This window comes from Mesorhizobium sp. 8 (assembly GCF_006351905.1).
Classification (GTDB): Bacteria; Pseudomonadota; Alphaproteobacteria; order Rhizobiales; family Rhizobiaceae; genus Mesorhizobium; species Mesorhizobium composti.
Genome location: NZ_CP040914.1, coordinates 4,319,163 through 4,333,756 on the forward strand (window position 1 = coordinate 4,319,163; position 14,594 = coordinate 4,333,756).

Genomic DNA, 14,594 nt, shown 5'->3' on the forward strand with positions numbered 1-14,594 from the left:
CGACGGAGAGGGGGCTGCGGCTGTCACGGTGCGCGATCTTTGCCAGCTTTGGCCATGACGAAGCGCAAATCGGCGGAGATGACGTCCTCGGCCAATCGCCCCTCAACCGCTGCCAATATCGTCTCGAAGACGCTCGGCACGTGCTTCAACGCATCGACGCTCCAAAAGCGCAGCACCGAGTAACCTTCCGCTCGCATGAATTCGTCACGTTGTCGGTCATAGTCGTTGTCAGCATGCTGACTGCCGTCCAACTCCACCACAAGCTTGTGCTCGCGACAGACGAAATCAGCGAAGTAAGGGCCGATTGGCACCTGACGTGCGAATTTATAGCCGCCGAGCCGCTTGGCCTTTAATTCGTTCCAGAGAATTGCTTCGGCCATGTTGTCGCCATGGCGGAGTCGGCGCGCGCGGGCGATTCTTTCCGGTGAGCGACGGCTTGGCTGATCGGGAGCCCCCCTCTCCGTCGCGGGCTCCGCTCGCGCCACCTCTCCCCGGCTTCGCGGGGACGAGGAACCCAGGTCGTGTGATGCCCTCGCCATCAGAACCTCGGAATATCCGGGAACGCGACTTGCCCCTTGTGCACATGCATCCGTCCCAGTTCGGCGCATCGCCGCAATTGAGGAAACACCTTGCCGGGGTTGAGCAGGTGGCCGGGGTCGAAGGCGCATTTCACCCGCATCTGCTGGTCGAGATCCGTTTCGTTGAACATTTCCGGCATCAGATCGCGCTTTTCGACACCGACGCCGTGTTCGCCGGTCAGCACGCCGCCGACCGCCACGCACAGGCGCAGGATGTCGGCGCCGAAGGCCTCGGCGCTTTCCAGTTCGCCGGGCTTGTTGGCGTCGTAAAGGATCAGCGGATGCAAATTGCCGTCGCCGGCGTGGAAGACGTTGGCGACGCCAAGCCCGTATTTCTCCGAAAGCTCTCTCATGCCGTGCAGAACGCGCGGCAGTTCCTTGCGCGGGATGGTGCCGTCCATGCAGTAATAGTCCGGCGAGATGCGCCCGACGGCCGGGAAGGCTGCCTTGCGCCCGGCCCAGAAGGCCAGCCGCTCGTCCTCGCTTGCCGAAATGCGGCAGGTGGTCGAGCCGTTCCTGATGGCGATCGCCTCGACCGCGCCGATCAGGTGGTCGACCTCGACCGCCGGCCCGTCCAGTTCGACGATCAGCAGCGCCTCGCAGTCGAGCGGATAGCCGGCCTGGACGAAATCCTCGGCCGCGCGGATGGCCGGCGCGTCCATCATCTCCATGCCGCCGGGAATGATGCCGGCGCCGATGATGTCGGCGACGCATTGGCCGCCCTGCTCGCTGGTCGGGAAACCGATCAGCAGCGCGCGCGCCGTGTCCGGCTTCTTCAGGATGCGCACAGTCACCTCGGTGACGACGCCGAGCAGACCTTCCGAGCCGGTCATGATGCCGAGCAGGTCGTAGCCTTCGGCATCGAGATGCCGGCCGCCGAGGCGGATCACCTCGCCGTCCATCAGCACCATTTCGATGCCGAGCACGTTGTTGGCGGTCAGCCCGTATTTCAGGCAGTGCACGCCGCCGGAATTCTCCGCCACGTTGCCGCCGATGGAGCAGGCGATCTGCGAGGAGGGGTCGGGAGCGTAGTAGAAACCCTCTTCCTCCACCGCCCGCGTGATGCCGAGATTGGTGACGCCGGGCTGGGCGACGACGACACGGTTCGGGTAATCTATCGACAGAATGCGGTTGAAGCGGCTCATCACTAGCAGCACCGCGTCCTCCAGCGGCAGCGCGCCGCCGGACAGCGAGGTACCGGAGCCGCGCGGCACGACACGGATTTTATGCTCGTTGCAGTATTTCAGCACCCGCGACACCTGCGCCACCGTTTCCGGCAGCACGACGACAAGCGGGAGTTGCCGATAGGCGGTGAGCCCGTCGCTCTCGAAGGCGCGCATCTCGTTGACCGTCTCGACGACGCCTTCGCCCGGCACGATGGCGCGCAGATCGGCGACGATGGTCGCACGGCGGGCCATCGTCTCGCTGTCTGCCTTCGGCATGGCAAGCCCGGACATGACATATCCTTCCGTCGAACTGGTAAAAAGCTTTTACCAATTAGCGGAGCTGCATGCAAATGCTGCTTTCGGCGAATTCGGAAGCGGCGGAGCGCGTCGCATTCCGCAGCGGCAATTGGCCGCGTGGCCCTCCCATGCGGAAAGTACAGCGCGTATGGCACCGCCCCCTCTCCGTCGCGCTTCGCGCGCCACCTCTCCCCAGAGGGGCGAGGAACCCAAGCTGGAGAAGCGCCGGCATCGCGGCCACAGTTCCTCCCCCCGTTGGGGGGAGGTGGCGCGCGAAGCGCGACGGAGAGGGGCAATGCGCCACAGGCGATGGCCTCCCTTCAGTAGGTTGGCGTTACTCTCCCGCCGGCCGATCTTGCTCGGCATGAGAGTGTCGGATGCGCCTGACACCCCACCACACGGCAAGCACCGCGACCGGGACCGCCGCCGCCGTCACCGCTTCCGGCGAGAAGGTGTGGCCGAAGGCCGAGGCGCCGCCCTTGGCGAGATAGCCGATCAGGCCAACGACGTAGTAGGAGACGGCCGCCACAGACAGGCCCTCCACCGTCTGCTGCAAGCGCAGTTGCAGCCGGGCGCGGTTGTTCATGGAGGCGAGCAGGTCGCGGTTCTGCTTTTCCACCTCGACGTCGACCCAGGTGCGCAGGAGCGTCGTGGCGCGGGTGAGTTTCCGGGAGAGGTTCGCCTGCCGTTCCTCGACCGAGCGGCAGGTGCGCATGGCCGGCGCGACCCGGCGCTGGAGGAAGCCCGCCCAGGTGTCGTGGCCGGGCACCGGTTCCTCGTCCAGCGCCTCCAGCCGCTCGCGCACGATGCCGTCATAGGCGCGGCTGGCGCCGAAGCGGTAGAGGCTGGCGGCGGCGTCGGCCTCGAGTTCGGCCGCAAGCTCGGTCAGGTCGGCCAGCAGTGCGTGGCTGTCGCGTGCATCAGTGTCCTTCATCTCGCGCGTGATCGTCGCCAGCCGGTCCTCGATACGCCGCACGCGCGCCGACAGCGCCAGCGCCAGCGGCAGGCCAAGCACGGCCAGCGTCCGGTACGTCTCGATGTCGATCAGCCGCTGCGACAGCGCGCCGGTCGAGGCCGGCGTCAGCCCACGGTCGAGCACCAGCATGCGGGTCAGCCCGTCGCCGTCCTGGCGGAAATCGGTGACGATGGCGGCCTTGCCGTGCTCGACCAGCGAGTAGCACAGGCTGGTCGGGTCGAAATTGGCGATCAGCTTCTCGGCCGCCGGCGTCCATTTGCGGATCTCCAGCCTGATGCCGGAGATCACGGTGCCGGGCGGCGAAAAGCCGTTGCCGAAGGGAGAGTCTTCCTGCTGGGGGCCGCCCTTGCCGAGCATGCCTTCCCACAGATAGGTGGAAAATTCCGTGTGCCGCTCCCAGCGCAGCGTGCCGGTGCCCCACTTCATCGCGTGATGGCGCGCCTGCCGGTCGGGGGCGGCAATGCCGAGCCGCCGCGACAGTTCCGACAGCACCGCATGGTCGACGCTCGATCCCGCCTCGGTCATGAAGGAAAGCTGCACCAGCACCCTTGGCCCTTCGACCAGCGGATAGGGCCGCGCATGCACCTCGCCGAGCGCGCCCGGCCGGCCCTCGTGGGTGGGAAAGCCCAGCACCGCGCCAGCGGCGCGCGGCCTGAATTCCAGATTCGATGCCTCGTCCGACACGGCCGGTCCCCCGGTTTGCCGCAGGTCCGCGACAGGGCCTTGCGTGCGACGTTCGCCTCTAAGGTCAATCGCGGCGGGAGGCAAATGCCGAATCCGGCAAGGCCAGCGCAGGGGGGGCGACCATACGCCGAACGGTTGACCTGGAATTGGATAAATTATTTGACCAGTTGGCGACGCTGCCTGTATTCTAAGCGGCAGGGCTTCATTCGCGGGCATTTCCGTTGAGCGACATCTTTTCCCGCATCGAGCATTCGCGCACGGCCGACGAGGTGATCGGCCAGATCGAGACGCTGATCCTCGAAGGCGTGCTGCGCACCGGCGATCGGCTGCCCGGCGAGCGCGACCTCGCCCAGCGCTTCGAGGTATCGCGGCCGATCCTGCGCGACGCGCTGAAGACGCTGGAACTGCGCGGCCTGCTGGTCACCCGCCACGGCGGCGGCACCCATGTCGCCGACGTGATCGGTCAGGTCTTCTCCAAGCCGGTGATGGACCTGATCTCCACCCATCGCAAGGCGGCAGGCGACTATCTCGAATACCGCCGCGAGATCGAGGGGATCGCGGCCGAATACGCCGCCCGGCGCGCCACGCCCGACGACATCGCGCTGCTCGATGCCATCATGGCGCGCATGGACGATGCCTACGACAGCGGCGACTTCGAGGACGAGGCCGAGATCGACGTCGAGTTCCACCATGCCGTCGGCGAGTGCGCCCACAACATCATCCTGCTGCACACGCTGCGCTCGTGCTACCGGCTGCTGTCGGAAGGGGTCTTCCGCCACCGGCTGCTGGTGTTCACCTTGCCCGGCGCGCGCGAGGAACTGCTGGCGCAGCACCGCGCCATCTACATGGCCGTCAAGGCTGGCGACCCTGCCGCCGCACGCAAGGCGGCGATGGATCACATCGCCTATGTCGAGCGCTCGATGGCCGAGGCCGAACGCACCGGCGACTGGCAGCGCGTGTCGCGGCTGAGGCTGCGCCAGCGCGCCGGCGAACACGAATTGCAACGCAAACGATCCTGAACCTGGGAACCTTTCGATGAGCCTCCATCTCACCATCGACGACCTCAAGAGCCAGGCGCGCCGGCGCGTGCCGACGATGTTCTTTGATTATGCCGATTCCGGCGGCTGGACGGAGAGCACCTATCGCGCCAACGAGGAGGATTTTAAGAAGATAAAGTTCCGCCAGCGCGTGCTGGTCGACATGGACAACCGCACGCTCGAAACGACCATGATCGGCGAAAAGGTGTCGATGCCGGTGGCCCTGGCGCCGACCGGCTCGACCGGCATGCAGCACGCCGACGGCGAGATGCTGGCGGCGCAGGCGGCTGAGGAATTCGGCGTGCCGTTCACGCTGTCGACCATGGCGATCTGCTCTATCGAGGACGTCGCCTCGGTGACGAAGAAACCTTTCTGGTTCCAGCTCTACGTCATGCGCGACAAGGATTTCGTCTATAACCTCATCGATCGCGCCAAGGCCGCGAACTGCTCTGCGCTGGTGCTGACGCTCGACCTGCAGATCCTGGCGCAGCGCCACAAGGATCTGCGCAACGGCCTGTCGGCGCCGCCGAAGATGACGCCGTCGAACATTCTGGACATGGCCATCCGCCCACGCTGGGTGATGGGTATGCTGGGCACCAAGCGACGTACGTTCCGCAACATCGTCGGCCACGCCAAGGGCGTCACCGACCTGTCTTCGCTGAAAGCCTGGACCGACGAGCAGTTCGACCCCTCGCTGTCGTGGAAGGATGTGGAATGGATTCGCGAGCGCTGGGGCGGCAAGCTGATCCTGAAGGGCATCCTCGACAAGGAGGATGCCGAGATGGCGACCAGGACCGGCGCCGACGCCATCATCGTCTCCAACCACGGTGGCCGCCAGCTCGACGGAGCGCCGTCCTCCATCTCGGTGCTGGAGGAGATCGTCGATCATGTCGGCGACCGCATCGAGGTGCATATGGACGGCGGCATCCGCTCCGGCCAGGACGTGCTCAAGGCGCTCTGCCTCGGCGCCAAGGGCACCTATATCGGCCGGCCGTTCCTCTACGGGCTCGGCGCCGACGGCAAGCGCGGCGTCACCAGGGCGCTGGAGATCATCCGCAAGGAACTCGACATGACGCTGGCGCTGTGCGGCCGCCGCGACATCAACACGGTCGGCAAGGACATGCTCTACCGATAGGATACGCCGGCAGTTATCGAATCGGCGGAGCCTTGATGCCGGGACTTCATTTTCGCGACGCCCGCGCGCCGAAAGGCATGCGCCTCTACGCCATCGGCGACGTGCATGGCCGGCTGGATCTGCTTGCCGCCATGTACGATGCGATTGCGGCCGAGATCGCGCGGGACGGCGTGGCGGACTGGCGCGTCGTCCATCTCGGCGACTACGTCGACCGCGGCCCGGATTCGAAGGGCGTCCTCGACTTCCTGATCGACAGGCGGACGCGTGACGCCCGCTTCCTTTGCCTGTCGGGCAACCACGAGCAGGGACTGCTCGATTTCCTCGACGCACCGAGCGCCACCGGCCTGTTCGTCCGATTCGGCGGCGTGGAGACGGCGCGCTCCTACGGTGTCGAGCTGACGGCCGGATCGATCGAGGCGGGGCATCGCGCGCTGGCGGCGGCCATTCCCGCCGGCCACAGGGAATTCCTGCGCTCGCTGCCGACCTCGGCCAGCTTCGGCGATTTCTTCTTCTGCCATGCCGGCGTCAGGCCCGGCACGCCGCTCGCCCGTCAGGATCCGCACGATCTCGTCTGGATTCGCGACGAGTTCCTGCTGCACGCCGGTCTCTACGAGAAGGTGGTCGTCCATGGCCACACGCCGGGTACGGCCGCCGATATCCGGCCGAACCGGGTCAATCTCGATAGTTTCGCGGTCGGGTCGGGAAGGCTGAGCGCTCTGGCGGTGGAAGGCGGCGCCAAGCGTATCCTGGAGGCGACGGTCGAAGCCGTCTCTCAGCGCGCCGCGACGACGCCGTAGCCGTCCACGGCGAGGTGGTTGTTGGCTGCGTCGGCCGCGTAGATGCCGACGCCGCATACGACGATGGCGGCCAGCATGGCGAAGGACAGGAGGGCTGCTTTCACGGTTGTGATCCCAGGTTTTGAAGCCGTTCGCATGGCTGCACGGACGCGGTTACCAATGTGTTGAAAACGCGGCTTTTGCTTCAAGGTTTCGGCAATTGCGCGCTTCTAGGGTCGCTCTGTTTCGGTGGTGTGTCGTGCCGGCAACACCGAGGGACGGTGCCGGTTGCGATGCCGTTGCAGAGCGGTCGCGCTGATAGGCTATCGGCCGGCCACAGGCCAAGCGCGAAAGACGTCGTCCACAACGGATTTTCAGGGGCGTGGCGGATATGCCACGATTTGTCGTGCGTCCTTCGAGGCTCGCTGCGCTCGCACCTCAGGATGAGGACCGTTTGGAGAAAACCTCAACAAGCGGGGCCGGTGCACGACCTCCCTCATCCTGAGGTGCGAGCGCAGCGAGCCTCGAAGGACGCACTGCTTGGTTCAGATCGCCGCCACCCAGGCACGCGCGATGGCGATGCCGCGTTCGTCGGCGTCCGCGCCGAAGCTGGCGGCGTCCGCTTCCATCGTCTCAGTCCAGTCGGGGCGTTTCTGCGCGATGAGGTCGCCGAACTTGGCGCTCCATTGCCGCACCAGCGCCCGGTCGGCTTCGAAATGGAACTGGAAGCCGTAGGTGGCGCGGCCGACGCGGAAAGCCTGGTTTTCCGCCACCGCATTGCCGGCCAGGCGCACGGCGCCGCCGGGCAGAGAGAAAGTGTCGTCGTGCCACTGGAAGGTCGGGAAGGAGGCCGGCAGGCCGCCGAGCACGGTGTCCGCCTTCGCCTCCGGCGCCAGCGACACCTTCTGCCAGCCGAATTCGCGGGCGGTGCCGATGTGGTTCTCGCCGCCGAAGGCGCGGGCGATAAGCTGGCTGCCGAGGCAGATTCCCAGCACCGCCTGCTGCCGGTCGGTGAAGGTGCGGATGAGCTTCATCAGGTCGGGAAAGTAGGGATACGCCTCGTCCGCCAGCGCATTCTGGCCGCCGCCGAACATCACCAGCGCGTCATGGTCCGTCGTGTCCGTGGGTAGCGCGTCGCCGAGATAGGGCCGGTAGAGGTCGATCTCGGCATTCGCCTCGGCAAGGGCGGCGCCCACGTTGCCGAGGCCGGTCCCGTCATAATTCTCGACAATCAGTACCCGCATGACCATCCTGACAGCGTTTGGAACGCGCGAGCACTATCATGCCGGCCGGAGGCGGGCCAGCAAGGCGCGCCCGACAGGCGGAGAAAACGCTATGCCACTGCAAAACCGCGTCGATCCGTTCGGGGCGATCCACGCCGTGCCCGAACGCGGCCTGTTTACCGGCAATCGCGGCATCATCCACGATCCCGAAACGAAGACGCTGCTTCGCAAGCGCTGGGCCTTGCCGGCCTGGATCGTCTGCGAATGCGTCTTCCGCGACGTGCGCCGCGAGCCGATGGGTCGCAACCGCAAGGGCAGGCCCGGCGAGCCGGACAAGGCCGGCTGGACCGAGCTGTTCTTCTTCGACGAGGTGACGGCGCTGGCGGCGGGGCATCGCCCCTGCTTCTACTGCCGGCGCGAACGGGCGGCCGATTTCCTGGCGCGGTTCGGCGCGGCCTTCGGCATCGAGGAACCGCGCGCGCCGATGCTGGACAAGCGCCTGCATCGCGAGCGCCTCGCCTCGGGCGGCACGCCGCCTCCTGTCGGGGCAGGGGAGCTTGCCGCCCTGCCGGATGGCGCCATGGTGGCGGACGGGTCGCGCGCCTACGCCCTGCGCGGCGGTGCTGCGCTGCCGTGGAGCTTCGCCGGTTACGGCAAGCCGGTGCGCTTCGGTTCGCTGGGAAACACGCTGAAAGTGCTGACGCCCGCCGCGACGCTGGCCGTGCTTCGGCAGGGCTACCGCCCGGTGTGGCGCGAACAGTGATGAGAGCCAGCGTCTTCGCTGGTCAGGCGCCGCCGCCCGAGAGCGCGAAACCGACGACCACGGCGGCGACCGTGGCGAAGGCGGGATAGACGACCAGCAGGCCGGTGACCAGCGCATCGCCGAGTCCCGCGCCTTTGCGCGGCGGCGCCACCGGCTCGAACGGGCCGGCGGCACTTGCCGAGGGCGCGCGCATGCTCGCGGCGGCCGGCTTCAGCCGCGCTGCATTCCTGTCGATGATTTCGATGTCGCCCCTTGCCGCCATGGCCATGCCGCGAAAACGGCGAAATTGTTTCAATCCGTGTGCATTTTTGTTTCCATGCCGGGCAGGCCAAAGCGCGCACCGTAAGCTTGCCGCTGCAAACGCCATCGGCTAGGACGCTCTCGCCCGCCCGAACCTGTCACCGGGGCGCGGCGATCAAGCTGAGACAGCGGGGACCGACCATGGCCGACAAATCGCAGAAGATGCTGGCACGCCTGCCGCGCGGTTTTGTCGATCGCCATGCCGATGACATCCGCGCCGTCGAACTGATGATGGGCAGGATCAAGGCCGTCTACGAGCTCTACGGCTTCGAGCCGGCCGACCAGCCGCTGATCGAATACACCGATGCGCTCGGCAAGTTCCTGCCCGACCAGGACCGCCCGAACGAAGGCGTCTTCTCCTTTCAGGACGACGACGAGCAATGGCTGTCGCTGCGCTACGATCTCACCGCGCCGATGGCGCGCTTCGTGGCGGAAAACTACGACCGCCTGCCGAAACCCTTCCGCAGCTACCGTGCCGGCTGGGTCTTCCGCAACGAGAAGCCGGGGCCGGGGCGCTTTCGCCAGTTTATGCAGTTCGACGCCGACACGGTCGGCACGCCGGGCGTCGCGGCGGACGCCGAAATGGCAATGATGATGGCCGACGTGATGGAGGCGCTGGGGATTGCGCGCGGCGACTACGTCATCCGGGTCAACAACCGCAAGGTGCTGGACGGCGTGCTGGAGGCGATCGGCCTCGGCGGCGACGATAACGCCGGTCGCCGGCTGACCGTGCTGCGCGCCATCGACAAGCTGGACAAAGTCGGCCCGGACGGCGTGCGCGATTTGCTCGGCAAGGGCCGGCTGGACGACAGCGGCGATTTTACCAAGGGCGCGGGACTGACGGCGGAGCAGGCTGAGAAGGTGCTTTTGCTGACGACGGCATCCGACAGCGATCCGGCGGTGAAATTGCAGGCGATGCGGGCGGCCGTTTCCGGTTCCGCGCGCGGTGAGGATGGCGTGCAGGAACTGGCCGATATCGGCGCCATGATTGCCGCAGCCGGTTACGAAGATGGCCGAGTGAAGATCGATCCTTCCGTCGTGCGGGGTCTCGAATACTACACCGGCCCCGTCTACGAGGCCGAGCTGCTGGCCGAGATTCCAAACGACGAGGGCAAGATCGTCCGCTTCGGCTCGGTCGGCGGCGGTGGGCGCTATGACGGGCTGGTGTCGCGCTTCCGGGGCGAACCGGTGCCGGCGACGGGCTTTTCCATCGGCGTGTCGCGCCTGATGACGGCGCTGAAGAACCTCGGCAAGCTCGACACGTCCAACGTGATTGCGCCGGTGGTGGTGCTGGTGATGGACCGCGACACGGAAAGCCTCGGCCGCTACCAGAAGATGGTGTCGGACCTGCGCAAGGCCGGCATCCGCGCCGAAATGTATCTCGGCGGCGCCGGCATGAAGGCGCAGCTGAAATATGCCGACCGGCGCGGCTCGCCTGTCGCCGTCATTCAGGGCGGCAACGAGCGCGAGGCCGGCCAGGTGCAGCTGAAGGACCTGATGGAGGGTGCCAGACAGGCAGCCGCCATCGCCGACCACGCCGAATACAAGGAGGCCCGGCCGGGCCAGGCGACGGTCGCCGAGGCCGATCTGGTCGCCGAGGTGCGAAAAATCCTCGACGCACAGGCTGCGGAGCGCGGCCGTGGGTAAGGATGCGCCGGCGCTCCCCCTCCCCCTTGAGGGGGGCCGAAGGACGACCGCGAAGCGGTCGGGAGGGGTCGCCGCGGCCGCGCTCGGCGTTCTGTTGGTCCCTCGCGCTGCTGCAACGACCCCCTCTGGCCGCTTTGCGGCCATCTCTCCCTCAAGGGGGGAGAGTGGGCGGTGCGCACCATGACCGCCCTGCCGTCCTTCGCCGCCGATATCGCCGCGCTGCTGGCCGAGCGCGAGGCCGGCGTGGTCGACGTGGCGGTCCTGCAGCCGGCCAACCCGTTCCTCGACATGGCCGGCGAGGATCTGCGCCGCCGCATCTTCCTCACCGAGAGCGAGACGGGCGAGACGCTGTGCCTGCGCCCCGAATTCACCATCCCCGTCTGCCGCGATCACATCGCCAGCCAAGCCGGCACGCCGCGCCGCTACGGCTATATCGGCGAGGTCTTCCGCCAGCGCCGCGACGGCCCGTCCGAATTCTTCCAGGCCGGCATCGAGGACCTTGGCGAACGCGATACGGCTGTCGCCGACGCCCGCTCGGTGGCCGATGCTTACGCACTTTTGATGCGCGTGTTGCCCGACACGCCGCTGGCCGTCACGCTGGGCGACCAGACGCTGTTCGAGGCGGTGTTGGCAGCCCTCGGCCTGCCGCGCGGCTGGCGCATGCGCCTCGCCCGCGCCTTCGGCTCCAGGGAGGTGCTGGAGGCCGCGCTGGCTGACCTCGCCGACCCGCCGCGCAACGGCGCGCTGCCGGCCCCGGTGGCGCTGCTGGCGCTAGACGGCGACACTGAGGCGCTCGCCGCCTACGTCGCCGAGGGCATGGAGCAGGCAGGCCTGCCGGCAACCGCCGGCCGCACGCCGGCGGACATTGCCCGCCGCCTCATCGAGAAGGCGCAACTGCGCTCGATCCGCCTGTCCGGCGAGGCTTTCGCCGCCCTCAAGGGCTTTCTGGCCATCGAGGCGCCGCTGCCCGATGCCGCAGCTTCCCTCGAAGCCTTCGCCGCCGACGCCGGCCTGCTGCTCGGGCAGGCGCTGGAGAATTTCCGCCGCCGCGCCGAGGCGCTTGCCGGCCATGGCTTGCCGGTCGAGACGATCCGCTACGACGCCGCCTTCGGCCGCCCGCTGGATTACTACACCGGCCTGGTCTTCGAGATCGGCGTCGCTGGGGCTGGACGCCCGCTGGTCGGTGGCGGCCGCTACGACCGGCTCTTGACGCTGCTCGGCGCCAGGACGTCCATTCCCGGCGTCGGCTTCTCGGTCTGGCTGGACCGCATCGCGGCGGTGCGGGAGGGCAAATGAGTCTTTTGTTTTGGACCCCCACCCCTAACCCCTCCCCGCAAGGGGGAGGGGAAGCTGCCGCGCCCCTGTCCCCCTCCCCCTTGCGGGGAGGGGTTAGGGGTGGGGGTATTCTGGCCGCGACGGGCGAGGCTCTCCCATGACCGTCACTCTCGCCCTCCCTTCGAAAGGCCGGCTGAAGGAGCAGGCGCTGGAAGTGCTGGCCAAGGCCGGGTTGGCCGTCGGCCTGCCTCAGGACGAGCGCAAGTACCACGCCCGCATCGAGACCTGCCCCGGCGTCGAGGTGGTGTTCCTGTCGGCCTCCGAGATTGCCGGCGAAATCGGTGCCGGCGCCGTCGACCTTGGCGTCACCGGCGAGGATCTGGTGCGCGAAACCCTAGCCGAGTGGGAAGCGCGCGCCGAGATCGCCGCACGGCTGGGCTTCGGCCATGCCGACGTGGTGGTGGCGGTGCCCGAGATATGGCTGGACGTCGACACCATGGCAGACCTCGACGACGTCGCCGCCGACTTCCGCCAGCGCCACGGCAGGCGTCTGCGCATCGCCACCAAATACTGGCGGCTGACCCAGCAGTTCTTCACCGCCAAGCACGGCATCCAGGTCTATCGCATCGTCGAAAGCCTCGGCGCCACCGAGGGTGCGCCGGCGGCCGGCTCGGCCGACATCGTCGTCGACATCACCTCGTCCGGCTCGACGCTGCGCGCCAACCATCTCAAGGTCTTGTCGGACGGCGTTATCCTGCGCTCGCAGGCCTGCCTCGTGACGTCGCGCAGGCAACGCGCGCCGGCTGACGAGGCGCTGATCGCCGAAATCGCTGACAAAGTGGCGAAGGCGGTGGGCTGAAGCAGGGCGGCCCCTCCTACCATAGCGCCATTGCGCCTTGGCCTCCCGGTGCTAGTTTTCATTCCCCGCATGCGAAGGAGGAGTCCATGGCAACCGGAACCGCAACGCTGTCCAGCGCAAGGACTGCCGGGAAGGCGGCCGAGACCTTCATCGAACCGAGGGACGGCATCGCCCATGTCTCGGGCGACCGCTCCGTGCCGCTGCTGCACAAGACGATTCCCCAGCAGTTCGCCGAAACGGCGCAGCGTCATGCCGACCGCGACGCCGCCGTCTTCCTGGGGCAGGACCGGCGCTTCACCTGGGCCGAGCTTGCCGAGACGGTCGATGCCTTCGCCGCCGGCCTTTTGGCGCTGGGGCTCGAAAAGGGCGATCGCATCGGCATCTGGTCGCCGAACCGCTGGGAATGGCTGGTCACCCAGTTCGCCACCGCCCGCATCGGCCTGATCCTCGTCAACATCAATCCGGCCTATCGGCTTTCGGAGCTGGACTATGCGCTGAACAAGGTGGGTTGCAAGGCGCTGGTCACCGCCGCCAGCTTCAAGACCTCCGACTATCTCGGCATGCTGACCACGCTCGCGCCGGAACTGGCGACAGCAGAACCGGGCAAGCTCCGCGCCAAGAAACTGCCGTCGCTGGAGATCGTCATCCGCATGGGCGAGGAGGCTTCGCCCGGCATGCTCAACTTCGGCGACGTGCTGGCGATGGGCGGCCGCGACGAGCACGAAAGGCTGGACGCCATTTCCGCCACGCTGAAGCCCGACGACGCCATCAACATCCAGTTCACCTCCGGCACCACCGGCGCGCCGAAGGGCGCAACGCTGACGCACGACAACATCGTCAACAACGGCAATTTCGTCACCTCGGCCATCAAGCTGACCGCCGAGGATCGGCTGTGCATCCCGGTGCCGTTCTACCATTGCTTCGGCATGTCGATGGGCTCGATGGGCTGCGTCACCAAGGGCGCGGCGATGATCTTTCCGGGCGAAGGCTTCGAGCCCGGCGCCACCTTGAAGGCCATCGAGGCCGAGCGCTGCACCGGGGTCTACGGTGTGCCGACCATGTTCGTGGCCATGCTCGACCATCCCGATTTCAAGACTTTCGACCTGTCCAGCCTGCGCACCGGCATCATGGCCGGCTCGCCGTGCCCCATCGAGGTGATGAAGAAGGTCATCTCGCTGATGAACATGCGCGAGGTCACCATCGCCTACGGCATGACCGAGACCAGCCCCGTCTCCTTCCAGTCGAGCACCGACGACCCGCTGGAAAAGCGCGTCTCCACCGTCGGCCGCATCCAGCCGCATGTCGAATGCAAGGTCGTCGACGCCGAGGGCCGCACCGCCGCGGTCGGCGAGGCGGGCGAACTGTGCACGCGCGGCTATTCGGTGATGAAGGGCTATTGGGAGGACGCGGAAAAGACCGCCGAGGCCATCGACCCGGAAGGCTGGATGCACACCGGCGACCTCGCCACTATCGACGCCGAAGGCTTCGGTAACATCGTCGGCCGGGTCAAGGACATGGTCATCCGCGGCGGCGAGAACGTCTATCCGCGCGAGGTGGAGGAATTCCTCTACCGCAATCCCAAGGTCCGCGAGGTGCAGGTGTTCGGCGTGCCGGACAAGAAATACGGCGAGGAACTCGCCGCCTGGATCGTGCTGAAGCCCGGCGAGAGCGCTACCGAGGACGAGATCAGGGCCTTCTGCCAGGGCCAGATCGCCCACTACAAGATCCCGCGCTACGTCCGCTTCAAGGACAGCCTGCCGATGACCGTCACCGGCAAGGCGCAGAAATTCGTCATGCGTGACGCGATGAGCGAGGAGCTTGGCCTGGCGGAAGAAAAGACGGCATGAAAAAGGCCCCTTGCGGGGGCCTTTTCCGTTT

Annotated in this window: 14 protein-coding genes; 8 read left to right on the forward strand and 6 right to left on the reverse strand. The window is 67.1% G+C overall.

What is annotated here, in order from left to right:
- Window positions 1-23: 23 nt before the first annotated feature.
- The 3 genes from FGU64_RS20715 to FGU64_RS20725 all read right to left on the reverse strand — a co-directional run bounded on the left by FGU64_RS20715 (window position 24) and on the right by FGU64_RS20725 (window position 3,701).
- Entirely contained in the window at window positions 24-380 is a 357-nt protein-coding gene (locus FGU64_RS20715) for a DUF559 domain-containing protein (protein WP_246671170.1), read from the reverse strand.
- 158 nt (window positions 381-538) lie between these two features.
- Window positions 539-2,035, reverse strand: coding sequence for an FAD-linked oxidase C-terminal domain-containing protein (locus FGU64_RS20720; protein ID WP_139954850.1), 1,497 nt, complete (start codon window positions 2,033-2,035; stop codon window positions 539-541).
- A 340-nt stretch (window positions 2,036-2,375) separates the two neighbouring features.
- Complete coding sequence (locus FGU64_RS20725) at window positions 2,376-3,701, reverse strand: DUF3422 family protein (RefSeq protein ID WP_139954851.1); 1,326 nt, start codon at window positions 3,699-3,701, stop codon at window positions 2,376-2,378.
- A gap of 221 nt (window positions 3,702-3,922) precedes the next feature.
- On the opposite strand from FGU64_RS20725, the gene FGU64_RS20730 reads away from it, so the two are divergent.
- The 3 genes from FGU64_RS20730 to FGU64_RS20740 are packed head-to-tail and all read left to right on the forward strand — an operon-like array spanning window position 3,923 to window position 6,670.
- Window positions 3,923-4,720, forward strand: coding sequence for an FCD domain-containing protein (locus FGU64_RS20730; protein ID WP_139954852.1), 798 nt, complete (start codon window positions 3,923-3,925; stop codon window positions 4,718-4,720).
- Window positions 4,721-4,736: 16 nt separating this feature from the next.
- Window positions 4,737-5,873 (forward strand): alpha-hydroxy acid oxidase, encoded by a 1,137-nt coding sequence (locus FGU64_RS20735; RefSeq protein WP_139954853.1) that lies wholly within the window; start codon window positions 4,737-4,739, stop codon window positions 5,871-5,873.
- 35 nt (window positions 5,874-5,908) lie between these two features.
- Window positions 5,909-6,670, forward strand: a complete 762-nt coding sequence (locus FGU64_RS20740; RefSeq protein ID WP_246671171.1) for a metallophosphoesterase — start codon at window positions 5,909-5,911, stop codon at window positions 6,668-6,670.
- Here FGU64_RS20740 and FGU64_RS23775 read toward each other — a convergent pair.
- Together FGU64_RS23775 and FGU64_RS20745 are read right to left on the reverse strand one after the other, a co-directional pair.
- Window positions 6,646-6,774: a hypothetical protein gene (locus FGU64_RS23775; protein WP_269142576.1), complete on the reverse strand. Its 129-nt coding sequence runs from the start codon at window positions 6,772-6,774 to the stop codon at window positions 6,646-6,648. The two genes, FGU64_RS20740 and FGU64_RS23775, sit on opposite strands and share 25 nt — an antisense overlap.
- A gap of 420 nt (window positions 6,775-7,194) precedes the next feature.
- Window positions 7,195-7,893: a type 1 glutamine amidotransferase gene (locus tag FGU64_RS20745; protein WP_139954854.1), complete on the reverse strand. Its 699-nt coding sequence runs from the start codon at window positions 7,891-7,893 to the stop codon at window positions 7,195-7,197.
- A 91-nt stretch (window positions 7,894-7,984) separates the two neighbouring features.
- Here FGU64_RS20745 and FGU64_RS20750 point away from each other — a divergent pair, with 91 nt between their 5' ends.
- Window positions 7,985-8,635, forward strand: a complete 651-nt coding sequence (locus FGU64_RS20750) for a hypothetical protein (RefSeq protein WP_139954855.1) — start codon at window positions 7,985-7,987, stop codon at window positions 8,633-8,635.
- Window positions 8,636-8,657: 22 nt separating this feature from the next.
- Here FGU64_RS20750 and FGU64_RS20755 read toward each other — a convergent pair whose 3' ends face one another.
- Entirely contained in the window at window positions 8,658-8,930 is a 273-nt protein-coding gene (locus tag FGU64_RS20755; RefSeq protein ID WP_139954856.1) for a hypothetical protein, read from the reverse strand.
- A gap of 146 nt (window positions 8,931-9,076) precedes the next feature.
- Between FGU64_RS20755 and hisS the strand changes: the two genes are divergently transcribed.
- The 4 genes from hisS to FGU64_RS20780 all read left to right on the forward strand — a co-directional run bounded on the left by hisS (window position 9,077) and on the right by FGU64_RS20780 (window position 14,563).
- Window positions 9,077-10,582, forward strand: a complete 1,506-nt coding sequence (gene hisS, locus FGU64_RS20760) for a histidine--tRNA ligase (RefSeq protein ID WP_139954857.1) — start codon at window positions 9,077-9,079, stop codon at window positions 10,580-10,582.
- A gap of 180 nt (window positions 10,583-10,762) precedes the next feature.
- On the forward strand, window positions 10,763-11,878 hold the full coding sequence (locus FGU64_RS20770; RefSeq protein ID WP_139955483.1) for an ATP phosphoribosyltransferase regulatory subunit: 1,116 nt from the start codon (window positions 10,763-10,765) through the stop codon (window positions 11,876-11,878).
- Between the two features lie 136 nt (window positions 11,879-12,014).
- Window positions 12,015-12,716, forward strand: a complete 702-nt coding sequence (hisG, locus tag FGU64_RS20775) for an ATP phosphoribosyltransferase (protein ID WP_139954858.1) — start codon at window positions 12,015-12,017, stop codon at window positions 12,714-12,716.
- Between the two features lie 86 nt (window positions 12,717-12,802).
- A complete protein-coding gene (locus FGU64_RS20780) occupies window positions 12,803-14,563 on the forward strand; it encodes an AMP-binding protein (protein WP_139954859.1) in 1,761 nt (586 codons plus the stop codon).
- The last annotated feature ends 31 nt before the right edge of the window (window positions 14,564-14,594 follow it).

Excerpts from the sequence above, each read along its gene's own strand:
- FGU64_RS20715 (WP_246671170.1), bottom strand. The coding sequence starts at position 380 with ATGGCCGAAGCAATTCTCTGGAACGAATTAAAGGCCAAGCGGCTCGGC.
- FGU64_RS20720 (WP_139954850.1), bottom strand. The coding sequence starts at position 2,035 with ATGTCCGGGCTTGCCATGCCGAAGGCAGACAGCGAGACGATGGCCCGC.
- FGU64_RS20735 (WP_139954853.1), top strand. The coding sequence starts at position 4,737 with ATGAGCCTCCATCTCACCATCGACGACCTCAAGAGCCAGGCGCGCCGG.
- FGU64_RS20740 (WP_246671171.1), top strand. The coding sequence starts at position 5,909 with ATGCCGGGACTTCATTTTCGCGACGCCCGCGCGCCGAAAGGCATGCGC.
- FGU64_RS20745 (WP_139954854.1), bottom strand. The coding sequence starts at position 7,893 with ATGCGGGTACTGATTGTCGAGAATTATGACGGGACCGGCCTCGGCAAC.
- FGU64_RS20750 (WP_139954855.1), top strand. The coding sequence starts at position 7,985 with ATGCCACTGCAAAACCGCGTCGATCCGTTCGGGGCGATCCACGCCGTG.
- hisS (WP_139954857.1), top strand. The coding sequence starts at position 9,077 with ATGGCCGACAAATCGCAGAAGATGCTGGCACGCCTGCCGCGCGGTTTT.
- FGU64_RS20770 (WP_139955483.1), top strand. The coding sequence starts at position 10,763 with ATGACCGCCCTGCCGTCCTTCGCCGCCGATATCGCCGCGCTGCTGGCC.
- hisG (WP_139954858.1), top strand. The coding sequence starts at position 12,015 with ATGACCGTCACTCTCGCCCTCCCTTCGAAAGGCCGGCTGAAGGAGCAG.
- FGU64_RS20780 (WP_139954859.1), top strand. The coding sequence starts at position 12,803 with ATGGCAACCGGAACCGCAACGCTGTCCAGCGCAAGGACTGCCGGGAAG.